Source organism: Brevibacterium sp. LE-L, assembly GCF_050214925.1.
Lineage (GTDB): Bacteria > Actinomycetota > Actinomycetes > Actinomycetales > Brevibacteriaceae > Brevibacterium.
Genome location: NZ_CP189759.1, coordinates 4126603 through 4152483 on the forward strand (window position 1 = coordinate 4126603; position 25881 = coordinate 4152483).

21 protein-coding genes are annotated in these 25881 nt (G+C 64.7%); 9 read left to right on the forward strand and 12 right to left on the reverse strand.

Going from position 1 to position 25881, the window contains the following annotated elements:
• Positions 1-211: 211 nt before the first annotated feature.
• The 3 genes from ACQE2J_RS18585 to ACQE2J_RS18595 form a co-directional block, all read right to left on the reverse strand.
• Positions 212-784: a MarR family winged helix-turn-helix transcriptional regulator gene (locus ACQE2J_RS18585; protein WP_426936830.1), complete on the reverse strand. Its 573-nt coding sequence runs from the start codon at positions 782-784 to the stop codon at positions 212-214.
• A 190-nt stretch (positions 785-974) separates the two neighbouring features.
• Positions 975-3269, reverse strand: a complete 2295-nt coding sequence (locus ACQE2J_RS18590) for an MMPL family transporter (protein WP_425119236.1) — start codon at positions 3267-3269, stop codon at positions 975-977.
• Between the two features lie 4 nt (positions 3270-3273).
• Complete coding sequence (locus ACQE2J_RS18595) at positions 3274-4140, reverse strand: PucR family transcriptional regulator (RefSeq protein ID WP_426936831.1); 867 nt, start codon at positions 4138-4140, stop codon at positions 3274-3276.
• A gap of 477 nt (positions 4141-4617) precedes the next feature.
• Between ACQE2J_RS18595 and ACQE2J_RS18600 the strand changes: the two genes are divergently transcribed.
• The 3 genes from ACQE2J_RS18600 (at position 4618) to ACQE2J_RS18610 (ending at position 9771) form a co-directional block, all read left to right on the forward strand.
• Positions 4618-6705, forward strand: a complete 2088-nt coding sequence (locus ACQE2J_RS18600) for a hydantoinase/oxoprolinase family protein (RefSeq protein ID WP_425119234.1) — start codon at positions 4618-4620, stop codon at positions 6703-6705.
• A 10-nt stretch (positions 6706-6715) separates the two neighbouring features.
• The gene (locus ACQE2J_RS18605) at positions 6716-8692 is read left to right on the forward strand and encodes a hydantoinase B/oxoprolinase family protein (protein ID WP_425119233.1); all 1977 of its coding nucleotides are present in this window, start codon (positions 6716-6718) and stop codon (positions 8690-8692) included.
• 158 nt (positions 8693-8850) lie between these two features.
• Positions 8851-9771 carry a carbon-nitrogen hydrolase family protein gene (locus tag ACQE2J_RS18610; RefSeq protein WP_426936832.1) on the forward strand — a complete coding sequence of 307 codons (921 nt, stop codon included), beginning with the start codon at positions 8851-8853 and terminating at the stop codon, positions 9769-9771.
• Here ACQE2J_RS18610 and ACQE2J_RS18615 read toward each other — a convergent pair.
• Together ACQE2J_RS18615 and ACQE2J_RS18620 are read right to left on the reverse strand one after the other, a co-directional pair.
• A complete protein-coding gene (locus ACQE2J_RS18615) occupies positions 9702-11300 on the reverse strand; it encodes a PepSY-associated TM helix domain-containing protein (protein ID WP_426936833.1) in 1599 nt (532 codons plus the stop codon). The two genes, ACQE2J_RS18610 and ACQE2J_RS18615, sit on opposite strands and share 70 nt — an antisense overlap.
• Before the next feature lie 76 nt (positions 11301-11376).
• Positions 11377-12048 (reverse strand): hypothetical protein, encoded by a 672-nt coding sequence (locus tag ACQE2J_RS18620; RefSeq protein WP_426937532.1) that lies wholly within the window; start codon positions 12046-12048, stop codon positions 11377-11379.
• Positions 12049-12188: 140 nt separating this feature from the next.
• On the opposite strand from ACQE2J_RS18620, the gene ACQE2J_RS18625 reads away from it, so the two are divergent.
• From ACQE2J_RS18625 to ACQE2J_RS18635, 3 genes are read left to right on the forward strand one after another with little or no spacing between them, the layout of a single operon-like run.
• Positions 12189-12641, forward strand: coding sequence for a hypothetical protein (locus ACQE2J_RS18625; RefSeq protein ID WP_426936834.1), 453 nt, complete (start codon positions 12189-12191; stop codon positions 12639-12641).
• 5 nt (positions 12642-12646) lie between these two features.
• Positions 12647-13117: a PadR family transcriptional regulator gene (locus ACQE2J_RS18630; protein WP_426936835.1), complete on the forward strand. Its 471-nt coding sequence runs from the start codon at positions 12647-12649 to the stop codon at positions 13115-13117.
• Between the two features lie 47 nt (positions 13118-13164).
• The gene (locus ACQE2J_RS18635; protein ID WP_425119228.1) at positions 13165-14463 is read left to right on the forward strand and encodes an Nramp family divalent metal transporter; all 1299 of its coding nucleotides are present in this window, start codon (positions 13165-13167) and stop codon (positions 14461-14463) included.
• 130 nt (positions 14464-14593) lie between these two features.
• Here the strand turns inward: ACQE2J_RS18635 and ACQE2J_RS18640 are convergent, their stop codons facing one another.
• On the reverse strand, positions 14594-15541 hold the full coding sequence (locus ACQE2J_RS18640) for a ketopantoate reductase family protein (RefSeq protein ID WP_426936836.1): 948 nt from the start codon (positions 15539-15541) through the stop codon (positions 14594-14596).
• A 128-nt stretch (positions 15542-15669) separates the two neighbouring features.
• Here ACQE2J_RS18640 and ACQE2J_RS18645 point away from each other — a divergent pair, with 128 nt between their 5' ends.
• Positions 15670-16359 carry a TetR family transcriptional regulator gene (locus ACQE2J_RS18645; RefSeq protein WP_425119226.1) on the forward strand — a complete coding sequence of 230 codons (690 nt, stop codon included), beginning with the start codon at positions 15670-15672 and terminating at the stop codon, positions 16357-16359.
• 68 nt (positions 16360-16427) lie between these two features.
• Here ACQE2J_RS18645 and ACQE2J_RS18650 read toward each other — a convergent pair whose 3' ends face one another.
• On the reverse strand, positions 16428-17294 hold the full coding sequence (locus ACQE2J_RS18650) for an aldo/keto reductase (protein WP_425119225.1): 867 nt from the start codon (positions 17292-17294) through the stop codon (positions 16428-16430).
• A 69-nt stretch (positions 17295-17363) separates the two neighbouring features.
• Here ACQE2J_RS18650 and ACQE2J_RS18655 point away from each other — a divergent pair, with 69 nt between their 5' ends.
• Together ACQE2J_RS18655 and ACQE2J_RS18660 are read left to right on the forward strand one after the other, a co-directional pair.
• Positions 17364-18545 carry an SLC13 family permease gene (locus ACQE2J_RS18655; RefSeq protein ID WP_425119224.1) on the forward strand — a complete coding sequence of 394 codons (1182 nt, stop codon included), beginning with the start codon at positions 17364-17366 and terminating at the stop codon, positions 18543-18545.
• Positions 18546-18591: 46 nt separating this feature from the next.
• Complete coding sequence (locus tag ACQE2J_RS18660) at positions 18592-18978, forward strand: hypothetical protein (RefSeq protein WP_425119223.1); 387 nt, start codon at positions 18592-18594, stop codon at positions 18976-18978.
• Positions 18979-19044: 66 nt separating this feature from the next.
• Here ACQE2J_RS18660 and ACQE2J_RS18665 read toward each other — a convergent pair whose 3' ends face one another.
• The 5 genes from ACQE2J_RS18665 to ACQE2J_RS18685 all read right to left on the reverse strand — a co-directional run bounded on the left by ACQE2J_RS18665 (position 19045) and on the right by ACQE2J_RS18685 (position 25782).
• On the reverse strand, positions 19045-20055 hold the full coding sequence (locus ACQE2J_RS18665) for an ArsA family ATPase (protein ID WP_425119222.1): 1011 nt from the start codon (positions 20053-20055) through the stop codon (positions 19045-19047).
• Positions 20046-20348 carry a cory-CC-star protein gene (locus ACQE2J_RS18670; RefSeq protein ID WP_425119221.1) on the reverse strand — a complete coding sequence of 101 codons (303 nt, stop codon included), beginning with the start codon at positions 20346-20348 and terminating at the stop codon, positions 20046-20048. Before ACQE2J_RS18670 ends, ACQE2J_RS18665 begins: the two co-directional genes overlap by 10 nt.
• Before the next feature lie 8 nt (positions 20349-20356).
• Positions 20357-22084, reverse strand: a complete 1728-nt coding sequence (locus ACQE2J_RS18675; RefSeq protein ID WP_425119220.1) for a carbon starvation CstA family protein — start codon at positions 22082-22084, stop codon at positions 20357-20359.
• A gap of 268 nt (positions 22085-22352) precedes the next feature.
• Positions 22353-24824, reverse strand: coding sequence for a hypothetical protein (locus ACQE2J_RS18680; RefSeq protein ID WP_425119219.1), 2472 nt, complete (start codon positions 24822-24824; stop codon positions 22353-22355).
• A 169-nt stretch (positions 24825-24993) separates the two neighbouring features.
• Positions 24994-25782 carry an HpcH/HpaI aldolase family protein gene (locus ACQE2J_RS18685; RefSeq protein WP_425119218.1) on the reverse strand — a complete coding sequence of 263 codons (789 nt, stop codon included), beginning with the start codon at positions 25780-25782 and terminating at the stop codon, positions 24994-24996.
• Positions 25783-25881: the final 99 nt, after the last annotated feature.

The window sequence follows — 25881 nt, forward strand, 5'->3', positions numbered from 1 at the left end:
AACCTGAGCATGATCTGACAGCCATTTGAACGAATGCTCCGTTAACCACCCTAGAGGATCACCGATGTTGTGACTACCAGATAACGGAGGGGTGAGACTGCCCTGTCACCGGAAGAAATTCACATCCGTGCCTTCCCGAAACTCATACACGGATAATGTCGCTCAGAATGCCGAGGCCGCGCTCTTGAGAGCTCGCTCCCGAAACCCGCCCCTACCCGACCGGGCTGACCTTTGATACGAGCAGGAAGATCTCCTCCGCCTCGGCGTCGGTGACTCCGGCAAATCCGGCGAAGATGATCTCGGCGTTCGTCTCCGCCGCTTCATCGCAGAGCTTCACTCCCGCCTCGGTGAGGGCGACGAGGACCCCGCGGTGGTCCCCTGGATCAGGCTCCTGCGCCACGAGCCCACGGGCCTCGAGCTTGCCAAGCAACCGGCTGAGTGCACTGCGGCTGATCACCAGGCTGCGCAGCAGATCGCGGTGCCGCACTCGGGACACGGACCGAGCGTTGATGAGCACGTCGAATTCGTTGGCACTCAGACCGTGACGAGTCCGGAACTCATGTTCGAACCGGAGCATGAAATCTTGATGCTTCTCCATCATCAGACGCCAGGTCGCGATCTTTATCGGACCGTTCTTCCTGATCATGCTGCTTACGGGGGTCGTGTCTTCCATCAGCCTGTCTATCCGTATGCGAAGTTCCTTTGACGTGTCGCCCGGCACATTTGTTGCGCCGTCAACAAAACCGTAGTTCAATAGTGTGCCCGGCCCCGGATCGTGGGCCACGTCGACGATCCCCTCGTCGGAGTACCGGAGTATCCCCTACGTACCCCCGGCAAGCACGGATGAGAACGGTCTCCCCACGACCACTCATCACGAGCCGGGGGTATCGTATTGCCACCTCACCTCCGCTCTCATTTTTCGCATCAGGCCGCTACCCAGCCCCACAGACTCCGGTCTGCCCCTGAAACTCCGATCAGTCCCGCGGGATCCGCTTCCTCCACGGCCACCAGACATTGCGGCCGATGTCGTGGACGAGTGCCGGAACAACCAGAGACCTCACAAGGATCGCATCGAGGAGGACACCGAAGGTGACGATGAAGGCGAGCTGGAAGAGGAACATCACCGGGATGACTGCAAGGGCTGCGAACGTCGCGGCAAGCACGATCCCCGCCGAGGTGATCACCCCACCGGTCGCCACGAGTCCGGAGAGCACGCCCTTGCGAGTGCCGAACCGCAGGGATTCCTCCCGCACCCGGGACATGAGGAAGATGTTGTAGTCGATGCCCAGCGCCACGAGGAACACGAACGCGTAGAGCGGCACCGAAGGGTCGGCGCCGTCGAAGCCGATGAGGTGGTTGAAGACCAGCGCAGAGACGCCGAGTGCCGTGCCGAAGGACAACACCGTCAGCGCCACAAGCAGCAGCGGGGCCAGCAGAGACCTCAGCAGCAGGATGAGGATGACGGTGATGACGAGCAGGATGAGCGGGATCGCCAGGGCCCGGTCCGCCTCGGCGGTGGTGTTCGTGTCGAGGTCGACGGCGGTCTCCCCTCCCACGAGGGCGTCGGCGTCGACGTCATGGACGGCGTCGCGGATCGAGGTGACGGTGTCCTCGGCGGCGAGTGAGTCGGCCGCATCGGTGAGCGTGACCTCGAGCAGAACCTGCCCGTCCACCTCGGTGGGTGCCGGTGGGGACGACTGCGGTGCCTCGGCCGCGTCCGGCCCTCCCCCGCCCTGGGGCGCCTGGAGAGTGCCTTCGTCGTCGATGGCGACGGTCCCGCTCGGGGCGTCGTTGGCGACGACGGTCATCGATTCGACCCCGCCGAGGCGGCCGACGGCCTGCGCGGCGTCCTCGAGCTGGTCTTCGGCCACGACGATCTGAGTCGGCGAACCGGAGCCGCCGGGGAAATGTTCGGCGAGGACGTCCTGGCCGTCGCGGGCCTCGGATTCGCCGAGGACGAAGTCGCTCTGCGCCACACCGGAGGCCTTGAACTGCGGGAAGGCGATCAGGGGCAGGGCGAGGAGAATGACGAGACCGATCCAGATCACGCGCGGACGCTTGGCGACCACCTCGGCGATGCGTGACCACAGACCGGGCTTCGCGCCAGCGCTGGCCGGGCCGACCTTCGGCAGGAACGGCCAGAAGACGGCCCGGCCGATGATGATCAGGGCGGCGGGCAGGAAGGTCAGTGCCGCGCACATCGCCACGAGGATGCCGATCGCCGCCACGGGACCGAGCGCCCGCGTCGAGGCCAGGTCGGTCAGGAGCAGGACGAGAAGGCCGGCGATGACGGTCCCGCCCGAAGCCGCGATCGGCTCGAGCACGCCCTTGAGCGCCGCCAATCCGGCTCTGAGTCTGTCGCGTTCGGTCAGGAGCACGTCGCGGAAGCGGGAGACGACGAGGAGGGAGTAGTCGGTGGTGGCGCCGACGACGAGGATGAACAGGATCCCTTGGACCTGGCCGTTGACGAGGAGGATGCCGGCATCGGCGAGGTGCCAGATGACGAAGATCGAGGCCGACAGTGCCGCCACCGAGGTGAAGAGGACGATCACCGGCAGCAGCGGTGAACGGTAGACGATGATGAGGATGACGAAGACGGCGATGAGCGCGACGATCAGGAGGATGCCGTCGATGCCGGCGAAGGCTTCGGAGAGGTCAGCCGCAAAACCGGCCGGCCCGGTGACGTGGACGGAGACGCTGCTGCCACTGTCACCTGTGGCCATGGTGTCGCTGATGGCAGCGCGGATGTCTTCGACATCGTCGGCAGTCGTATCCGAGGACACGGGAAGGATGAGTTCGAGCGCATCTCCGTCCTCCGACGGGATGACCGGTGAGGCCTCGGCGGCGAGCAGACCCTCATCATCGAGCTGCGTCGCCAGATCCTTCAGCGCTGCCGAGTCATCGTCGCTGACTCCGCTGCTGTTCTCCAGGACGACGATCGCAGGAACGGCATCATCATCGCTGAAATCGTCGATGATCGCCTGTGCCTGAGTCGACTCGGCCGATTCGGGCAGGAATGTGGAGCGGTCATTCGTCGCCACCTCGGAGATCTTGCCGAAGTACGGCCCACCGATTCCGGCGACGCCGACCCAGGCGACGAGCAGGGCTGCGAAGAGGACGATGAGGGGCCTGCGGCCGCGGACGGGACGGCGGTTGGGCGCGCCTTCGGGGGCGGCAGCCCTGACCGCGCCATTTGCGTCGTCACCGGTGGGGCCGCCTCGGCGGGGGGAGGGGTCCGGCGGGGTCGAAGTCAGCAGGTGGCGGGGCATGGTCTCAGCGTACGGCACCAGATCGCCGCGGAGAGTCTGTCGGCACGGCGTCGTCCGCCTCCCGGCAGCGGAGCGCAAGGACCACCTCGGCGATGGTCCTCGGGTCGCTCAGTCTGGCGCCGAGTGACTTCTCGATCTGGCTCAGTCGGTATCGGACCGTGTTTTCGTGTACCTGGAGCTGCTTCGCCGCTTCGGCAATGACTGCACCGCATCGTATATATGTCGTCACGGTCGCCCACGCCTCGCTGCTGTCTGAGATCGGCTGTAGGAAGCGCTCGACGAGTCGCCGGTCGAATCGCGAGTTCATCCGAGCCGCCGCCCATTCGATCGGACGCATCTCGTCGACGAAGATGAACTTCGAGTCTCGCGCGGAGGCCAGAGCAACGTCAGCGGTCTGCAGCATCTCCGGCACTTGGCTGAGTGCAGTGAAGGGCCCGGAGATGCCGACTCCGATCAGGCTGTCGGAATCGAACTGCTCCACAATGTCGAAGTCAGTCAAGCACAATGCCGTGTGTTCGATCACCGAACTGACATAACCTGAGTCTTTGACGATCATGCCCTTTCCCGGCGACGGTGCTCTCCGTCGTCCGCCCGGCTCTTCCACATCGGTTCGAATTCTGACAGCCCTGATCGGCTCGTAGCTGACGAATCCGAAATCTTCCAGCGCCCGCCACATCACGGATTCGCGACCAGGAGAGACTCCTGCCTCAAGATCTCTCAGCAGTCGAGCCGATTCCTCTTTGCGATTGCTGATCGTGAACGACTCGAATCCTTCGAATGCTCGCAGGAGCTTCGAAACCGTATCGAGCACGAGATCAGCTTCGGAATAGTCCGATTTTGCTCGGCCGACTGCCTCAGTGTCCTCATGCACTGCGACGACGATAGCGTGATCACGACCGCGCAATCGCACTATGCGAGCACCGACCAGCCATCTGCCGATCTTCCCGTGGACGATCTCGATCTCCCCCGGCGAAGTTGCCTCACCAGACATCACGTCATCGCGTACCCACTGAGAGATGAGATGGCTCGGGGCCGATCCAACTGCTCGGATGACCTCGCCCAATTCGTTGACAGCCAGTCCTGCCCCGCTGCAGATCCTCGCAACCCGGGACAACACCGATTCGAGCGGGTCAGCAGAATTCAGCGAACTTAGCAGCTCATCGAAGATTCGCTCCCTCGACTGTTCATCATTGCGCGCTCTCAATCGCTTCCCCCAATCATCACCAGCATCGACGCACGAGTGTTGTAATTTCCACAAAGCTAGCGCATTTTTCCTTCACCTGCTCCATTGACCAGCCTGTCCGTCCCATCCAAGCTAGGGGGCACACCACAATCGAAGGAGATTCCCGTGGCCGATCTGAGAGTCGCCGTTGACGTCGGCGGCACATTCACCGATATCTGCATTTTCGACGAATCCGCCCAGAGAATGCGGGTGACGAAGGTCCCGTCTACTCCGGACAACCCCATGGAGGCTGTGCTCAACGGCGTAAAGAGAGCGAACATCGATCTCAGCCGAGTCGAACTCTTCTCTCACGGAACCACCGTGGCGACCAATGCCCTGATCACTCGTAGATTTCCCAAATCTGCGATGGTTACGAGCAAAGGATTCCGCGACGTCATCGAGATCAGAGATGGCACCAAAGACGACTTGTGGGACGCCTACTCGGATGTCTCCGGTCCCTATATCCGCCGTCGCGACCGATTCGAGGTTCCTGAGCGAATCGACTACGCAGGCAACGTGGTCTCAGCTCTTGACGAAGACGAAGCGCGCAGAGTCGCGCGGCTGCTGAAGAAGCGCGGCGTCGACACCGTAGCTGTCTGCTTCATCAATTCCTATGCCAATGCCTCTCATGAGATCCGCATGCGCGAGATCCTCGCAGAGGAGCTCCCCGAGGCAAGCGTCTCCACCTCTGCCGAAGTTCTGCCAGAAATCTTCGAGCACAACCGCTTCAACACCACTGTGGCAAACGCGGTTCTCGGCCCTCTGGTCTCGGGGTATGTCGAAGAGCTCGACAGCAGTCTCACTCGAGACGGCTATACTGGCGAGCTTCTGCTCCTCCACTCCGGCGGAGGATCTATGACATCGGAAGTGGTCAAACGCTTTCCCGTCCGACTCGCTGCCTCGGGAATCGCGGCCGGTGCCATCGCTGCTCAGCACGTGGCCGAGCAGTGCGGCCACGCAAATGCCGTCGGACTCGACATGGGCGGGACTTCCACCGACATCTCGCTCATTGCTGACGGCGAGCTGCGCGAAACCAATGAATGGGAGGTCGAATACGGCCACCCCATCGTCTTCCCGAGCATCGAGGTGCTCACCATCGGCGCAGGCGGCGGTTCTCTGGCGCATATCGACATCGCCGGCTCACTTCGCAACGGGCCTCAATCGGCAGGAGCCGATCCGGGCCCGGCCTGCTATCGACGCGGTGGTGCGGAACCGACGAACACTGATGCGAACCTTTGGCTCAACAGGCTGGGCACCGATCTAGCCGACGGCGAGATGACCTTGGACCGGGCTAGCGCCAAGACGGTCATCGAGGAGAAGATCGCCAGTCCTCTCGGGCTCGATGTCGACACTGCAGCAGATTCCATCATCAAGGTCGCCAATGCGAACATGGCCGACGCTGTCCGGCTCGTCTCGATTCGGCGTGGGCTCGATCCTCGTGACTTCGCCCTCATCGCCTTCGGTGGCGCCGGGGCGTTGCATGGTGCGGACGTAGCGCGAGAGCTCAATATCCCCTCCGTCGTCGTGCCGCCGAGCCCCGGAGTCACCTCCGCGTTGGGCTGTCTCCTCGTCGACATCCAGCACGATCTCTCCCAGATGTTCACCGGGGCTGCTGACTCCGCCGATGCCGAGGTCGTCGAGCAGCACTTCAAGGAGCTCGAGCTCGAAGGCCGCGACAGATTGCGGCATGAGAAGGTCGCGGATGAAGATGCAGTGTTCGAACGTGGCATCTCAATGCGCTACCAGGGCCAGTGGCGGTCTCTGCAGGTCAAGATGGGCACCGACCCTGATGCTCTTCGGCAGGCCGTGCAGCTCTTCCACGAGGAGCATGAGAAGCAGTATGCCTTCCGGCAGGACGAGACTCCGGTTGAGATCTACCAGCTGCATCTCAAAGCTCTCGGCAGGACACCGAAACCCAGTTTCAAACCTTCGCCTGTCGGCAACGGCGAACCCGGAGAGCCGATCGAGGTCCGGGACGTCTTCTTCGACGGTCAGTGGGTGCCTACTCCGGTGTATCAGCGAGAGAACTTGCCGTCCGGGGCCGCGTTCATCGGCCCGGCGATCCTCAATCAAATCGATTCGACCACTGTGATCCCACCGAACTCTTCGGCAGTGATCGACGAGTGGTTCAACATCCGCATCGCACTGACAACCGAGCCGCACGAGAATGTCCCGGCGTCTGCCGCCGAGGGCTCGACGCAGAACGCTCTGTGAGGAGACAGCAATGACCACCACAACATCGACAATACCGACGACCGCCCTCGATCCGGTGACATTCGAAGTACTCAAGAACGCCTTCGCCACCAGCGTCGACCTCATGAGTGAGCAGATTCTGCGAACCTGCTATTCGTTCGTCATCTATTCCCGCGACTTCTCGTCTGCGCTGTGCGATAAGTTCGGCAACACGGTCATGCAGGGAAGCGCGGATATCGCGGTGCACGTCGGCACGCTCCACTTCCAGTGCAAGGCCGTGATGGACGAGTTCGGTGAGGACATCAATCCCGGAGATGTCTTCCTCATCAACGATCCCTATCGAGGCGGCACTCATTTCAACGATGTCAGCTTCATCCGTCCGATCTTCGCAGAAGATGAAATCATCGGCTTTGCTCAGAACAAAGGGCACTGGGCCGACATCGGAGGCTCTGTCCCTGGTTCCTTCGACGTCTCCGCCAGTGAGCACTTCGGGGAGGGGCTGCGCATCACTCCCCTGAGGGTCTGGCACAAGGGCCGTTTCCTCCATGATGTCGCACAACTTCTCGTCTCGAACACCAGAGCACCGGATCAGGCGCTTGGCGATCTCAATGCTCAGGCCGAAGCGACCGCAGTGTGCGAACGCGAGGTTCTCCGCCTCGTCGACAAGTACTCGAAAGGGACTGTGCTCGATGCGATGCAGGAGACTCAGGACTACGTCTGCCGAACAGTGCTAGCCAGCCTCGGAGATCTTCCGCGGGGCGAATGGGAGACCGTCGACTTCCTCGACGGAGATCCCGCCAAGGGCGAAGGGCTGGCTCCGATCCGCGTCAAACTCACGCTGGACGGCTCGGGCATCCATTACGACCTCACCGGTGCTGCCGAGGCGGTCTCCACCTTCCTCAACTCCGGTTACGGCACAACATTCTCCGCCATCTACGCGGGCACGAAAACATTCTTCCCCGAAGTCCCACTGAATTCCGGCTTCTATGAGGCTGTCACAGCGGATATCGGTGAGGAAGGCACCGTCGTCAACGCCGGCTGGCCCCACGCGGTCACGGGATTCTGCTCCGGTCCATACGAGAAGGTGATGAATGCGATCTTCGAGCTGTGGTCGCACATCATGCCGGAGAGGGCGATGGCATGTGCGTTCAACCTCGAGTATCTGCTGGTCGGCGGGCATGACAGTCGCACCAAATCGAGCAGCTATTTCATGTGGTACGACTGGATGGCCGGAGGTTGGGGCGGCCGATCCACGAAGGACGGATCATCGGCGACCTCCCCCGTCTTCGGCACCGGTCTCGCCGTGCAACCGGTCGAAGGACAGGAGCGTCTCACGCCCGTCATCACTACCCAGCACTCGATCAATACCGACTCTGGTGGTCCGGGCCGCTTCCGCGGAGGCTGCGGGGTCAACAAGGGCGGCATACTCACCGACGCATCAGGAGCTGTGATGAGCTACTGCTGCGATCGCGGCCGCTCGACGACTTGGGGCATCAACGGCGGACTGCCGTCAATCCCACACGGTGTCTGGCTCAACCCGTCTTCCGGGGGCTCAACCTACCTGGGCGCGACGTTCTCGAACGTCTCCATCAGCCCAGGCGACACCTTCGAACGTCCGAGCGCCGGAGGCGGCGGTTTCGGAGATCCGCTCGAACGCACCACGGCGGAGGTTCTCGAAGACGTCATCGATGGGTATGTCTCCATCGACCGCGCAGCCAAGGACTACGGAGTCGTCATCAACGAGATCGATGCTGAGCTCGACGAGTACGAGATCGACGAGGCTGCGACCAGAGCAGAACGTACACGGATCCGCGCCGAACGCGTCGCATGGCTCGATGCAGATCCAGCCGAGGTCGCCCGCCGTTACCGAGAAGGTGACATCACCGTCCACGACGTCGTTCGCCAGTACGGGGTCGTCCTCGACTGGGGAACCGGGGAACTGCTCGAGAAGTCGACAGGCCAGTTCCGGGAGAGCATGCGACAGAGGTCGTTGTCGCACTGGGGGTGAGCTCTCAGCGGCCCTGAGCCGGACTGCGATGTGGAGCGCACGCACTCATCAGGCGCGTGCGCTCCACCCTGATCACGAGCTGCATCCTCTTGACCTGGCGATGCTGAGAGCGAAGAGTGAAGGCACACGTGGTCCACGAGCGAGGAAGGTCAGTCCCCATGAACAGTGTTGCAGTCGTCCAGGCCGGTTCCGTTCCCTTCGATGCCGAGGCGTCGATCGATAAGGCGATCGGGCTCATGGCTGAGGCTGCGAACAACGGTGCGGAACTGGCGGTCTTTCCTGAAGCGTTCATCGGCGGCTATCCGAAGGGCAGCACCTTCGGTGCCCCGGTGGGGATGCGCACCGCCCGCGGGCGGCATGAGTTCCAGCGGTACTTCGACGGTGCGGTCAGCGTCGACGGCCCCGAGGTCACCCGCCTCGGCGAGGCCGCCCGTGAGCATGGGCTCTTCACCGTCATCGGCATCATCGAAGAATCCGGGAACACGCTCTACTGCACTGCGCTGATGATCGATCCCGAGCACGGTATCGTCGGCGCCCATCGCAAGCTCATGCCCACCGGCACCGAGCGTGTCATCTGGGGCTTCGGCGACGGGTCGACCCTCGACACCATGGACACTCCAGTGGGCAGGGTCGGCACGGTCATCTGCTGGGAGAACTACATGCCGCTGCTCCGACAGACGATGTACGCCAAGGGCGTCGAACTCTACTGTGCGCCGACCGTCGACGACCGACCGACGTGGTCCTCGTCCATGACCCACATTGCCATGGAGGGGCGGGTCCATGTGCTCTCTGCATGCCAGTTCATCACGAAGAGCGACTTCCCCGATGACCACCCGTTCGATGAGGACCTGCCCTACGGCGAGACCGCAATCCGCGGAGGAAGCATCATCGTCGCGCCCACCGGCGAGGTGCTCGCGGGGCCGATCTACGACGAAGAGGCGATCCTCTACGCCGAGATCGACCCCGACACTAAGACCCGGTCACATCTCGATTTCGACCCCGTGGGCCACTATTCGCGTCCCGATGTCTTCGAGCTCAGGGTCGACACGGCGACGCGGGACTCGGTGCGATTCGACTGAGCCCGCCGCCGCTCCCTCCTCCCCAGCAGCACATCGGCACTGAGGAACACGAGGAGACTCAGCCCCACCAATGGCAGCAACACGCCGATGCCGATCGCGGCGAGCGCCACGGTTGCAGCTCCCCACCACGGGGCCCCGGCAAGAGCGCCCCGGGCAGGGACGATTCCGAGCCGCAGCCCCGGATCGTGTGTCGGCCGACGCTGCCACCACATGACATATCCCCACACGACCATCGCTGCGATGCCGATCGCCAGGATGAAGAGCACGATCTGGTTCGCGAGTCCGAACATCGACCCCATATGCACGTCGATGCCCCAGCGGGCGAGCTTGGCCGCCACCCCGTAGTCGGCGAAGTCGACACGGTCGGTGACCTCCATCGTGTCCGGGTCGAAGGCGACGGCGTCGACCTCGGTGGGGAAGCTGCGCTGGATCTCCTGGACGACCCAGGCCGAGTGCTCATCAGCCGGCGGCAGGATCTCGACGAGTCCGGTGTTGACGTTGACCTGCTCAGCCATCGACAGCATCATGTCGAAGTCGGCCGGGTCGATGCTGCTCGGGTCGATGCCGGGGTCGGCCGCCTCAGCGGACGTTCCGGACCTCCCGGCGGACGTTCCGGAAGTTCCCGCGGAGGACGGGCCGTCACCGTGGTGGTGGGCATGCTCGTCCGCGGGCGAGGACCCTTGGCCGAGCTCCGTGGAGATCGCGGGGGTCTCCCAGCTCAGGGCCGCCCGCAGCTTCGTCACGTTCTCCCCTCCCAGTTGGGACCATGTGATGCCGGTGGCGGAGAGGAACAGCATACCGAGGGCCGCCCACACCCCCACCGAGGCGTGCCAGGAGAAGGTGCGTCGCAGCCCCGTGTGCTTGTGGTTCGGTCGCAGCATCGCGGCGGCTCGGCGCGTCTTCCGGGCCCGGATGATCCACAGGACCAGGCCGGCGGCCGCGACGATTCCCAGCCACGAGGCGGCGAGTTCGCTGTAGAGACGCCCGAAATCGCCGAGGTGGAGACTGCGGTGCAGCTGATCGATCCAGGTCCGCAGCGGCAGGGCACCTGAGGTTCCGTAGACGGTGAGGTCACCTGTCACCTCAGCGGTGGCGGGGTCGATGAAGATTGCGCGGGATTCGCTCTCGCCCAGGCTCGGGTCTGAGTACATCACTCGGGTGGTGTCTCCGGGCTCGGGCCCCGGTCGGACGGCCGAGGGCGTCGCCTCGCCGCCGATCACCGCGTTCGCCGCTTCGACCTGTGCGGCCAGGGGAAGCGGGTCATCGGTCGGCGGGACGCTGAGCTGTTCGGCGTAGACCACCTTCTCCAGCGTCGGACTGATCGCATAGAGCGCCCCGCTGAGCGCGGCGATGAGGATGAACGGACCGACGAGGATTCCCGCATAGAAGTGGAGGCGGCGCAGGAGCGGACCGAACCACGCGCTGGGCCGGGCGGGCTGCCTGTCTGCTTGATCGGGGCGCCTGTCGGATGGACGATCGGTCGGACGGTCGCCCGAATTTTCGGGCACGGTTGATGACGGTGTTGTCATGATGATGCTTTCTGTCAGAAGTGGTCAGCAGAGACCGCACCGGCTCGCCGGAGCCGATGTGCGGGTGTGATGAGTGTCAGAAAGCAGCCTGCGGGGGCCCGCGCCGCAGCACCGGCGACCGGAGAACACCGAGGGTTCGCGGAATCACGGGGGCGGCGTTGACCGGAGTTCTCGGCCCGTCGATGGGTGTCCGCGGGAGGATCAGCCGCGGGATGACCGCCCGGATGATGAGGCGAGCGAATTCGCAGAGCATGACCGGAAGATGCTCGGCCCAGTAGATCATCGCGACCGTCACGATCCCCGCTGCGACGTGGGCCAGGAGCATCCCCGGGCCGGCGTGCGCATGCATTTCGGGGGCCATGGTCACAGCCCCGTCCATGGCCGGCATCGACGCGGAACCATGGCCCACCTGCGCTGCCGCGTGATGAGCCGTCTGAGTCGACCCGGTGTGGTCATGCGCGCCGAGGAGGGCCCGGAGACCGCCCGACGCCGAGGTGGTGTGCGCGAACACGGAGAAGAGGAAGTGGAAGATCGCCTGGCTGATCCCGACCGAGATCGTCAGCCGCGCCAGCGACAGTCGATGCCCGGCGAGCAGAACGCAGACGAGACTCGACAGCGCCAGCGGCACGATGACGCCCATGGCCGTCGGAAAGGCTCCCCCACCGAGGATGTGCGAAGCCAGAGCGACGAAGGTCGCCGCCGTCGCGGCGGCGCTGCCCCGCAGAGCACGCCGATGCCTGGCCCCCATATTCACCCGACCATTCTCACACAGCCGCCCTCACCGAGGCGGTGCTTCGTCCGCGTCCGAGGGTTCCTCGGCTCCGCCTTGGTGCGGGTGGGTGCGTGTGGCTCTTGATCACGGTATTGAACCATTGGTACAGTACCTTTATGTCTGAGACCCCGCAGAAGACTCCGTCCGTGAATTCGCGCTCTCTGCTCCTCCCCTATGCCCTCGGGCTCATCATCGCGATGGCCATCGTCCACGTCGTCATCGCCGTCACCGGCGGACGGGTCACCGTCCTGGCCGGGGCGCTCACGGCGGTCGTCGCCCTCGGCATCGTCGTGTGGCTGCGCCGGAACCGGAAGCAGCTGCGACGCGTGCGCTTCGGAGTCGTCATCGCCCACACCCTCGCCTATGTGACGGTGACGACGTCGTTCACTCTCCATCTGGTCATTCGAGTCATCGCCTTGGGCTCCGGAGGGGACGCGAGCGGTGCGATCGGCGCCGCCCTCCTCGGCGGCTCATGGTTCGGCGCCACCCTCGTCATGAGCGCACTGTGGGGCCTCGGTCTGCTCATCCATCTCATCGGCACCGTCCTCGGACGCGGCTGGGAAGACTGAGCGTGATGAGCCCCAGCAGGAAGGGCGCCGCGACGGAGCACGCGGCCGAGACTCACGGGGACCGCCTCGGCGAAGACCGCCTCGGCGAGGAACACCCCACAGAGGAGCAGGAATGGCTGTCCGATCGGATCGATTCCTGGGTCGAAACCTACAAGAAGTCGATGCTCACCCCCGCCGTCCTCCACCTCGTCGCACGCCACCAGCCGACCGGGATCACCACGATCCTCACCGAACTCACCCGGAGAACAGGCTGGCAGATCACGGAACGCGGCCTCTACCGCACGATCAAACGGCTCCAGGACTCAGGGCTCCTGGCCAGCACCGACACCAGCGCCCCACGGACCGGAGCCAAGCGCAAAGAACTCTCGCTGACGACGCTCGGCCGAGCGTTCCTGTCCGGGGTCGCAGAGAACCTCATCGAGCTGCCGGCTGCCGAGATTCAGGCGCCCGAGCCGCAGGACTCCCATGTAGAGTAGTCGGCATCAGACCGTGACTGTGATCACAGACCTCGAGGATGAGTCTCATGGACGACGATCAGATCCCGAACGACCGCTCGAACGAATCCCCCGCTGAGGGCACCGCGGCGAACGAGGCCCCTCCCCGCTGGAAGCTCCTGGGCCCCGGACTCGTCGTCGCCGCCACCGGCATCGGCGCGGGAGACCTGGTCGCCACCCTCGTCGCCGGATCGAAATTCGGCTACGCCCTGCTCTGGGCGGTCATCGCGGGCGTGGTCATCAAGATCTTCCTCGTCGAGGGTGCCGGACGGTGGTCGCTGGCGACGGGGCATTCGATCTTCGAAGGCTGGCGCAGACTCGGCGTATGGACGTCGATCTACTTCGGCCCCTACATCCTCATCTGGGGATTCGTCTACGGGGCCACCGCGATGTCGGCCTCCGCCCTGCCGATCTACGCCGCCTTCCCGCAGATCCCGTTCATCGCCTACGCGATCTTCTCCGGACTCGTCGGCGCGGGCCTCGTCTGGCTCGGCAAGTACCACACGCTGGAGAAGCTCGTCGCCGTCTTCGTCGGGCTGATGTTCCTCACAGTGGTGGGATCGGCCGCGTTCGCCGCGCCGAATCTCCTCGACGCCGTCAAGGGCCTCATTCCACTCATCCCCGAGGGCGGTCTCATCAATACCCTGAGCATCGCCGGCGGGGTCGGCGGCACGATCACCCTCGCCGCCTACGGCTATTGGCTCAAGGAGAAGGGGTGGTATCAGCCGAAGTGGATGCGGGTGATGCGCATCGACAACTCTGTCGCCTATGTCATCTCCGGCGTCTTCGTCATCGCGATGCTCATCATCGGCGCCGAGCTGCTGTATTCGGCGAACATCGCCATCGAATCCGGCGATGAGGGACTCGTCGAACTCTCCGGCGTCCTCGCCGACCGCTACGGTGCCTTCGTCGGCAACCTCTTCCTCGTCGGGTTCTGGGCGGCGTCGTTCTCCTCCGTCCTCGGCGTGTGGAACGGCGTCTCCATCATGTTCGCCGATTTCTGGGGCCGGCTGCGCAAGAAGCCCGAGGATCACCCGGACCGCCGCTCCGGTGGAAAGTACTATAAGTTCTACGTCCTCTGGCTCACCTTCCCTCCGATGCTGCTCCTCCTGCTCGGCAAACCGGTGACCATCATCATCGCCTATGGCGTGCTCGGCTCTCTGTTCATGCCCTTCCTGGCCATCACACTGCTCTTCCTCCTCAACGGTCGTCACATGCCGACACAGTGGCGCAACGGCTGGGTGCTCAACATCATCCTCGGAGTGATCGCCGCGATCTTCCTCGTCCTCGGTGTCAACGAACTCATCGGTTCGTTCTCACCGAGCTGATCCGCCAGGGCCCGAGGGGCCTCCGGGCGGCCCGGATGTGGGGGCCGCCCGGACGTGGGGGCCGCCCGGACGTGGGGGCCGCCCGGACGTGGGGGCCGCCCGGACGAGGGGCCGGGCATCCTCGTTGCTGTCATCTGAATACCGACTCCAGCGCCTCCACGCGGGGAACGCTCACCCCGAGACGCCTCGCATCCGCAAGCACCTCGCGCGGATAGATGCTCGTCATGTCGTAGCTGCCGTGACCGCTGTCGATCACCTGCTCCATGAGGTAGCTGTAGTCATTGTCTCCGCCGAGCACCTTCTGCAGACCGAAGGCGATGAGGCCTGCCGGCAAGCGGCGGATGGCGGCCGCGCCAAGCCTCGGAGTCCCGCCTTTGGCTTCGAGGACGGCGGTCATCTCACGGATGTGCAGCACCGAGTCCTTCAGCGCCGACCGCGATCGTGCGTATTCTCTGAAGCCGCCCAGGCGGAGGATTCCGACCATGATGGCAGCGTCGAGGATGAAGTGGAACCACAGCCAGCTTCTGAAGTCCGCCACCTCTGAGACCGAGAAGCCGGCTCCTTCGAAGAGCCCGTGCACCGCCTTGTGTCGCGCGGAGGGCTCCTCGGAGTCGATGAGCCCGAGGAAGACATTCCTGACCATTCCGCCGCGCAGAGTGCTGCCGAAGAAGCCGCCGCCGGCACCGGGGAATCCCCATACGATCTGATCTTTCGGGAAGCCGGCCACCGCCTCCATGGGCTCGACCCAGATGTTGTTGAAGACGAGCACCGTCGCATCCCCGAGGCGCGGAGTGAGGAACTCGACAGCGCCGGCCAGCTGGTCATGATTGACGCTGAGGATGATGAGGTCGTAGTCGTGGTCGGATGCGAGTTCCTCGCGCATCGTGATCGTCCAGCGCTGCCTGACCTGCCGATTGCGCCGTCGTTCGCGTCCGTCCCTGATCTCAAGATCGACGTGCGGGCCGAAGTCGGAGATCCGCCCGGGCCGGACATAGAAGTCGACATCGTGGCCGGCCTTCTCCAGGGCCCAGCCGTACTGCGTCGCGATCACTCCGCGCCCGAACATGAGAATCTTCATCTGCTTCTCTCTTCTCCGGCATCGCACCGGATCGTGACTCGATCGCCCCGTAGTGGACGAGGCTTTCCACTTAGACTAAGAGTCGAAGTGGTCGCATCATTCCGTTTTCGCAGAAGTGAGAGAAAGTCATGACCGAACCGACTCAGATCGAGGGCACGGACAGCACCCGACTCCGCTCGGATGCGGCACTCAACCGCCGACGCATCCTCGACGCGGCGGCAGAACTCTTCGCGCAGCGGGGACTCGACGTGCCGATGAGCGCAATCGCCCGTCGGGCAGGAGTCGGTGTAGCTACGGTGTTCCGACGGTTTCCCGATCGGAGCAGCCTCGTCAGGGAAACCTTCGACACGCAGCTCGACCATTGCGAGGCGGTGCTCGCAGATGCGGTGGCCGACCCCGACCCCTGGCGCGGCTTCCGCCGATTCCTCGAGGAGATCTGCCGCATGCAGATCGAGGACCGCGGATTCACCGACGCCTTCCTCTCGACGCGCGCCGCGGCAGACGATCGCTCCACACGCGGGGCAGGGGACAGGATCGGTGAGAGACGACGGCAGGCCGAAGTGGAGCTTTCACTCCTCATCGAACGTGCGCAGCGGGCGGGGATGCTCCGTGCGGATTTCACGGTCAGTGACCTGACGATGGTCATGTTGGCCAATTCCGGTGTGGGGACGGCCTCGAGCGACCATGCACACGAACTCTCCCGCCGTTTGGTCGCGTTCCTCCTCATTGCCTTCGGAACGGAGGCAGCGCGGGCTCAGATCAGCCTTCCGCCTCCGAGCCGAATGGGCATCGGCGACCTCTACACCGGCGAGGGCTGATCACGCCGCCGGCAGTCGGTTGATGTCGGAAGCGGACATCATCTCGCTGACCGTCTCGTCGTTGCCCCTCACATCTCTTCGTGCGTCAGCGGGTCCCGATCCTTCATCCGACCGCGCTCGAGTCCGGAGATCGCGTCCACCTCGGCGGGGGTGAGTTCGAAGTCGAAGACATCGGCGTTGAGTCGCTGTCGCTCGGGGTTCGCCGACTTCGGGATCGGGACGCTGCCGACTTCGATGTGCCAGCGCAGGACGACCTGGGCCGGGGTCACGTCGTGGTGGTCGGCCGCCTCGGTGATGGGGGCTTCGTCGAACAGTCCCTGGTCACGGTAGAGCGGGGACCAGGATTCGGTCTGCACGCCGATCGAGCGGTGGAAGGCGATGAGCTCGGCTTGCGGGAAATAGGGGTGGAGCTCGACCTGGTTGACCGCGGGCGTGACCCCGGTGGCGTCGACGAGCTCGGTGAGCATCGCCTCGGTGAAGTTCGAGACCCCGATCGATTTCACGAGCCCGCGTTCGCGCAGCTCGATGAGACCGCGCCAGGTGTCGATGTACTTCCCGACGCTGGGGTTGGGCCAGTGGATGAGGTGCAGGTCGAGGTAGTCGAGGCCGAGCCTGGCCAGGGACTCCTCGGTGCTGGCGATGGCCTCGTCGAAGCCGTGGTGGCGGCCGGGGATCTTGGACGTGACGAAGAGGTCCTCGCGGGCGACGGAGCAGTTCGCGATCGCCTCGCCGACTTCGCGTTCGTTCTCGTAGTTCACCGCGGTGTCGAGCAGACGGTAGCCGACGGTGTCGACGGCGCCCACGATCGCGTCGACGCCGGCTTCGCCCTTCATCGCATAGATGCCGAGGCCGAGCTGCGGGATCGCACGCCCGTCGTTGAGGTCGAGGGTGGGGATCGGTGAGTTCTGTGCTGAAGTGTTCGCTGAGGTCGCCATGACACCACCCTATGATCGCCGAGGTGATGTGGCCAGGGGGCGGGGGCGTTCGTGCCGTACTCTGCAGGTGTGCGCGAAAGCCAGTGGAATCTCGCCTCTCTGCGGTGGAACGTCATCGTGCCGTGGGCGCTCATCGCGGTCGCGGTTCTCACGGTCGTCACCGGACGCCTGCCGGGCGACGACCTCGCCGCACTCGCCGAGACGACTGGGCCCGTCCTCGTATTCGTCATCGCGATGACGATCGTCGCCGAGCTCGCCAGTGTCGCGGGCGTGTTCTCGGTCGTTGCCGAACGCCTGGCCGTCTGGGGACGGGGGCGGCGAGCGCTGCTGTGGGGCTTCGTCCTCGTCATGATCACACTGAGCACGGCGTTCATGTCCTTGGACACAACGGCGGTGCTCATCACCCCGGTCATCGTCGTCCTCGCCCGGCACGTCAGGGTCTCTCCGCTCCCGTTCGCACTCGCCACCGTCTGGCTGGCCAACACCGCTTCACTGTTCCTGCCGGTGTCGAACCTGACCAATCTGCTGGCCGCCGATGCACTCGGGAGTGCTCCACTGGGCTTCCTCGCCGAGTTCTGGGCTCCCGCGCTCGCAGCAGTGCTCATCACGATCGGTGCGCTCACTCTCATCCACCGCAGGAGTCTGGCGGGCCGATACGAACTCGCTGAGACCACGGTGATTCCGGACCGGCGTCTGCTCGTCATCACGGCCGTGGTCGTCGCCGTGCTGTTGCCGATGCTCGTCTCCGGGGTGCCGGTCGTGCTCGTCGCCGGTGTCGCGGCACTCGTGCTCCTGTCAGTCTTCGCCGTCCTCAGACGCAAGGTCCTCTCTCTTCGGCTTGTTCCGTGGCGGACGATCGCAATCGCGGCGAGCCTGTTCGTCATCGTCGAGGCGATCCACGTGCAGGGCTATGACGCGGCACTCGGCGCCGCAGCCGGTCACGGTGAGGGCCTGGTCGACCTGCTGCGGATCGCGACCATCGGTGCCCTCGGCGCGAACGCGGTCAACAACCTGCCGGCCTTTCTCAGCCTCTCGGCGTTCACGGACACTCCTCTGCGGCTCGGCGCTCTGCTCATCGGGGTGAACCTCGCTCCGATCATCACCCCGTGGGGGTCGCTTGCCACCCTGCTGTGGCATCAGAGGCTGACAGCGATGGGCGTCGAGATCTCGTGGCGGAAGTTCGCCATGCTCGGGTTGGGCCTGGCTCTCGTACTCGTACCCGTGACGACGCTGGCGCTGTGGCTGGGGTGAGGCGGGCGGTACTCTGGGCTCAAACGGTCCATCGAGAGGACGGACGATGAGCGGTGCAGTGGTCTCGGCGGTCGTGTGCCTTTTCCTCGCCCTGCTCATCCACCGCTCCATCGTCTCGAAGCGCACCTACGGTGTCGTGCTCGATGTCCCCGCCGCAGAGGCCGTTGCCGCCGTCGAGCCGTGCTTCCTGCGGGTGACCTGGGCGAACACCGCCGGTCCTGGACTCATCAACAAGGCCCGAGTGAACAACAGTCGACGCATGCTCATCGTCTCGGTCACCATGTGCGAACGCGACGAGGGCACCGAGGTCCGGGCCTGGGTGTCGAATCGCCACAGCATCGCCGGCCTCACGTACGCGCACGGAGCGCTCAAGGCGCTCCAGATCAGAAACCGGCTCCGCCGCCACCCGGCATATCTGCGCGACGCCAGCTGAATCGCAGTGCCCGCCCGTATGCGGCTGAAATAAGGCGAACGCACCGCAGAGCCTCCGCTGACCGCCTCAGCTTTTGCGCGTCGGGACGCTGTCGACGAGGAGATCGGCCAGCCGACGCACCGCCTCGACGCCGGTGAGCTCACCAGCCAGCAACGGCAGCTGGGCCACGGGCAGCGGATCAACGGCGGCGTGTAGGTGTGAGAGTTGCTCGTCTTCCAAGATCCGGCGGGCGGCAAGGAACTCTCCCGAATCGGCCGGAGACAGACGATTGACGATGACGCCGGTGAGGTCGACGTCGATCTCACGCAGCTGCCGCACCAATCCGAGAGTCTCGGCCACCGGCAGTCTCTCGGCCAGTGTGGTGATGAGGAAACCGGTCTGCTGAGCATCGGCGATGGTGCTGCGCAGCAGAGCGAAGCGGTCACGGCGGGCCAGCAGGGTCCGACGCATCTGGGCATCGGGGCCGGGAGTCTCCTCCTTCGGGCTGACCAGGGAGCGAGCGGCAGCCGCGAAGCGCTCCGAGCGGTCGCGGTTGGCCACCAGCGACTCAGCCCACCCGGTCAGGCGCTCCGGCAGAGACAGCAGATGGACGGTGTGCCCGGTCGGTGCCGTATCGAAGATCACGAGATCATAGGCACCCAACGCCTCTTCGCAGATCTCCGCGATCCGCTCGAGGACGGCGGACTCGTGGCTGCCCGGCGCCGTCTTCGCCGTGCGCAGATGATCCCTGGCCGCTGCGTGGGTACGTTCGGGCAGCATCCGCCGCATCATCGCTTCGACCGTGGCGAAGTGTGCGTCGATCGTCGCCTGCGGATCAACCTCGATGGCGTCGACGAAACCGGGAACCGCCTCGTCGACGGTCCCGGCCTCCGCCGTAAAGACGCGCCGAGCCTCGTCGGCCAGCTGTGTGCGCCAGATATCGCCGAGGTTGTGCGCCGGGTCCGTCGAAACCAGCAGCACACGTCCGCCGTCGAGGGCTCGGGCCATCGCCAAACCGGAGGACACCGAGGTCTTACCCGTTCCGCCCTTGCCGCCGACGAAGAGCAGTCGGCGGGAGCGTGCGATGTCTAACAGCATGCGATGTGGTCCAGGGGTGAGCGCGGCAGCCCCATGCGCCGGTGCCAGGCATGGAAGTCATCCCACAGCGCGGGTATGAGCTCAGCCGTGTAGTAGGCGGCGGGGTCGGGAACACCGAGGGCCTCGCCGAGGACGACGACGGAGAAGAAGTCGTCCTCGGCCTGCTGCTCGCGCTTGAGCGTCTGTCGGTAGGGACCGACGTAGAACTCGAGCAGGCCTGCCCGGAAAGCCGCCCACTTCTCGGGCAGCGCCCTGAGCCGGCGCGCAATCGGCCCTGTAGTCTCCCCTGACATGGGAAAGCTCAGACGTTCTCTCGCGTCGCCGTCAGCTTCTCATCCGCATCGGGCTCCTCCTGGGGTTCCTGGTAGGCCCGACGCATCGCGAGGATGGTCTCGACAGCGACCCAGATGCTGGCGATGATGATGACCACGTCGAGGGCAAAGAGCAGCCAGTCCGTGGAGCCCGGAGTGGCGAAGCTGATGAGCTGATCGATGGCCGCCCAGAACGACATCACGAAGACGAGGACCAGAGGAATCATCGCCGGAGCAGGATTGCGTCGCTTGCGGATGAGGATGACGGCGATGATCGCCAGCGACAGCGAGGCCATGAGCTGGTTGGTCGTGCCGAACAACGGCCAGATGCGCAGACCGCCCTCACCGCCGAGGCCCTGCGAGAACGTCAATCCGAGGCCGATGACGACGACGAGCAGAGTCGCGGGCACGTTGCTGATGCGCAGTTTGACGGTCTCGCCGATCTCCTGGATGACGAAGCGCAGCAGACGCATGCCCGTGTCCATGGTTGTGGCCGCGAACAGCACCGCCATGGTCGCCAGGACCGTCGCCGACAGGGAGGCGGGCAGTCCGAGGCCGTTCTCCATCAGGGCGCCTCCGCCCTGCACGAAGGCTTCCACGCCGCCTTCACCGAAGGCCGAGTAGATCTCCTTCCAAGCGGCGGTCGACTTGATGCCGCCGATGACCGCGAGGATCGTGCCCAGGGACAGCAGGCCTTCGCCGACTGCACCGAAGTAGCCGACGAAGCGAGCGTCGGTTTCCTTGTCGAGCTGCTTCGAACTCGTTCCCGAGGCGACCATGCCGTGGAAGCCGGAGATGGCACCGCAGGCGATGGTGACGAACAGCAGCGGAACCATGCTCGGCGTGCCGTCGGGAACGTTGGTGTTGATGGCGGGTGCGACGATCTCGGGCTTGATCGCGGAGAAGAGCGTAGCCGTGAGCACCGAGCCGAAGAGCAGGATGAGGCCGATGAACAGCTGGACGCCGTTGATGTAGTCACGCGGCTGCAGCAGCACCCACACCGGCAGCAGCGAGGCGATGGCGCCGTAGACGAAGAGGGTGACGATCCAGAAGGTCGCGGGGCTCATGCCCAAGAACGACTCGGGCAGGACCACGGGGACACTGTTGCCGAGGACGATGAGTCCGTAGAGGAGGATGACTCCGACGACGGTGACGGGGATCAGCGGAATCCGCAGACGGTAGACGCAGAGACCGACGAGCAGCGCCACTCCGATCGCACCCCAGGTCGGAATGACCGCGGTGGGCGTGCTGATGAGGAGGTTTTTGATGACGACTGCGAAGGCCGCGATGACCATGAGCAGCAGCAGGAAGATGACGATGAGGAAGAGGTTCGCCCCGCGCTTGCCGATATAGCGGGCGGACAGGGCGCCGATCGACCGGCCCTTGTTCCGCGCCGAGGCCCACAGAGTTCCGAAATCGTGCATTCCGGCGAAGAAGACCGTTCCGATGGTCACCCACAGCAGGGCCGGCAGCCAGCCCCAGATGACGGCGATGGCGGGACCGACGATCGGTGCAGCACCGGCCACCGAGGTGAAGTGGTGCCCCCAGAGGATGTACTTGTTCGTGGGGACGTAGTCGACACCGTCATTGAGCTCGTGCGAGGGAGTGACGAACGAGTCCTTGAGCTGGAAGATCTTACGGCCGAGGAACTTCGAATACAGGAGGTAACCGGCGACGAAAATCGCCAGTCCGATAAGCATGATGATCAGGGAACCCATAAGGCTCCTCCCTTCGCAGTGCACCGCTGCACCACATCGAGCTCAAAATGGATTACTCCCCAATCTTAGCAGTTCCTGTGAGTTGTATCGCAGTTGCCTTCGGACTGCGGCGCCGGTGTCGGCCCGCTCGATTCTCTGCTGGCATCCGCTCCGAAGCGCGTCATTCCGGGCAGTCGCCAGCATCGCGCGAAACACCCGCTCTGAGGTGCCGAGATGTCTAGCCGAGGGCCGGGGCTGGAGCACGGACCACGAGTCGGTGTTCCTCGTCCTAACCGACGCGCCGAATATCCCAGCTGGAACTCGTCGAGCAGGTGCTCGGGTGGCAGGTCATGAACAGCGCGTATCCTTCGTCGCTGACGTGATGGAGCCGACCGCTCAAGTCGGAATCGATCACCACCCCGCGGCTGTCTATCGACGTCGCGCCCCCTGCAGCGTCGACGAAGAACCGACCGTCATACGCCCCGGATATCCCGTTGATGAAACGGTTCCGCACCTCGGCGACGTCGACTCCGGACTTCGTGCGTTCGAACACGATGGGGGACCCGAACCTCTGGCTGTCAGGGTCGGGAGTACTGTCGCACATCACTGTGGCCCCCTCTGCAGTGCACTGGCTGAGCCGCTTGCCGATCGTGCCCAAGATCGTGCCGCTGTCAGCGTCGAGGATCTCGGTGCCGTCGCTCCAGTTGACGATGAGCATGCCGGCCTCGAGCATGACGGTTCCGGGATGTTCGTCCTCCCTCACATCGGCAGAATCCCAGATGACGTCCTTGCCCTCGCCGAGGTCGAGCAGCTGAACGTCTTTGAGTTCCCTTTCGCCTCTGCTTCCGCTGGCCCTGCGCACCACCACGCTATCCTCGCCAAGAGCGACCGGGGTGACTCCGTGCTGAGTCCACACGTTCTTCGGGCTCGTCGGTGAGGAATAGTCGACGAGAACGGTTTGCTGGGAGTCGTCGTCACTGACGTCGATTGCTGCATGCGTGCTGCTCCGGACGTGCAGGTCGACATGACCATCCTCGCCACCGAGGGGGTGAAACGACTCGAGGTCGCCGGTCTTCCCGTCGACAGCCGCGGCTCCGATCTTGCCTCCGGACTTCGCCGCCATAAGAAGCGAAAACCCGTCGGAGGTGTCGATGATCGACGGATCGCCGTAGAGCCGGAAGACTGGAGCGACGTGCTCTCCCGCTGTGGTTGTCAGCTCCGTGGACTGGTCAAGAGTCCAGATCGGATCTGCCGTATCAGCCTCGATCGCTGCAACCACCGGGTCTTCATACCCCTTTCTCGAACCGCCGATGATGACCGATTCGTCCGCCAACGCGACTCCATTGACGCGGCGGAGATCGAGGGTATCGAATCCGGTCGATTCCGCAGCGCTCGACGAGAGGGGATCGCTCAGGCTGAGCGGATGGGCGCCCGTCGCCGTGGGACTGTCCGGGCCGGCTTCCGATTCGGCGGCATGGAACCCGCATTTCGCCCGTTCTTCGGCGCACGAGACGAGATAGTCCTCATTCATTGCGTGCGGAGAACCCGGGATGTCCTCCGCACGAACCTTGCCCGAGCGGTCCAGGGCTTGGAAGCGGTCGTTGTCGTCGGTCTCGTCCTTGGCGATCACCGTGTCAGCGAAGACGTCGAAGAGCTCCCAGTCCCTGCTGTCCTTGCCTGACCCATAGGGCGAGGAGCGCTCGATGCGTCCGTCGGAGGCCCCTACTGTCGTGAGCTGACCATCGTCAGCACACGCGATCATGGTTGAACTCGACGCACAGGTGGCGAAATCGCCGAGATCTTCTGCTGTCGAGCCGTCATCGATGTCGATCAGCTCAGTCGTGGGACCGACTGAGGCGTCATCCGACGCGGCTCCGTCCGCGTCGTCTCCTCCATCGGCATGGACAACGGCATAGTCTCCCGCTGCCGCCTGAACTCTGGCGCTGTCGAATCGGTCTGCGAGGTCCCAGACTGGCTTCCCCTTCTGGGCATCGACGGCTCTGGGCGCCGCGCCCTCCTTCCGCTCCGGGCCTTCGACCGTGTACAGCAGGCCGACATCGCTCGACTCCTCCACAACGACCGTATCCATGCTCAGTGCGGCCGGCCACACATCGTCCTGCGTCCAGCGGGTGCTTCCCGATTTCCCGTCGATTGCCCACGTTGTCAGCGAACCTGCTTTGTTCCGCTGGGCAGCGGCCGCCATAACGGTGTCGCCGGTTGCGACTACCGGACGAGCCATGAGCTTGTCCGCGTGTTCGTCATCGGTGATGAGCGGTTCGCTCAGCCACTCGGCCCGGCCGTCGGAACCGGACAGGGACGCCACACCGAGGCTCACAGTCTCGTCCGTCCCGCCGGCATCGACGTGGGAGACCGTCCGGTAGGGCACGAGAACCTCGAACTCGTCCTTGCCGAGGTCGCGGACGACAGGTTCGGCGGCATCATGCGGACTGCTGAGATCGACAACAGCAGAGTCGCCGCCGAGGATGGGGTCCCCATCGTCAGCGCTCCAGATCGTGCGCCCGGATTTCAGATCGATGGCGGCAAGCCTGCCACCGGAATGGTCGGTGGTTGCCACCAGCCCGATGTCACCGATCAGCTTCACACCGGAGAGGTCATCGGCCCCGACATCGGCACCGGTCAGCACGGCGGCGTCCGCGTACTCGAGCGGCTCGTCGGAGGTGTTCGTACATGCGGCAACCGCAACAAGAAGCAGGCACAGTGCCATAGCGCCCACGGCGCGCAGAGGCTGCTTCGTCGTCATGGAAGATCAACGTAGTTGACCCCGAGAGAGTCCTCCACCAGTCGACGAGACTCACGGGGGTGCCCGCAAAGCAGGGCCGCAGTCTGCCCACCACCCCCTAATTGCTACTTGACGGCGGCCCAGCAACCTTGCGCGAGGTTGCTGGGCCGCCGTCAAGTAGCAATTGGGGTCAGTTGCGGGCGGCTGCGAGGTCCTCCCGCAGCGCTCGGCCAGCCGCGCCGATGTCGCCGGCCGAGGTGATGAAGCGGAAACCCTGGTCCTTGCGCAGCTTGGCTTCCGCGCCGTCGCCGCAATGGATTCCCGGAACCACCCCGGCGGCATCGGCGGCCGAGCGGATCCGCACGAGCGCATCGGCGGCCGAGCGGATCCGCACGAGCGCCTCGGCGTGGGCCTCATTCGGCTGTCCGGGCAGGGCACCGACGGCGAACGCGAGATCAGCCGGACCGACGTAGACCCCGTCAACACCGGGCACGGCGCAGATGTCCTCGACCGCGGCCAGGCCCTCCTTGTTCTCGATCATGACGAACAGCAGCGGCCGCTCATCCCGGGTATCCTGCACGGCATCGTGCATGATCTCGGCCGTCGGTCCCCACGAGCGATCGCCCCCGCGGCTGGGATAGTCAAGCGCGGCCACGGCCTGCTTCGCCTCAGCCACAGACGACACCAACGGCACGATGATCGCTTCGACGCCGGCGTCGGCGAGCGCCCCGATCTCGGTGAACCGGTTCGCCGCGACCCGCGCGGTCACGAGCGCGGGCCCGCTGGCGCGCACGGCATCGGTCAGTCGCAGGACGTCGGTGGGGCGGACAAGACCGTGCTGCAGGTCGAGGCAGACATAGTCGAAGCCGGCGGCCGACCCGATCTTCGCCAGCTCCGGGCTCGTCGACATCATCCACAGTCCGTTGTAGATCTCCCCCGCGTGCAGGCGGGCCCGATGATTCTCAATCGCAGCAGTCATGCCTGCATCGAATCACGGAACCGTCCGCCGGCACCAGAGGTGCCCGATATCCGGATGAACCTCGCCGAGGCGGCCGTGCCCGTCCGCACGGAACCTCAG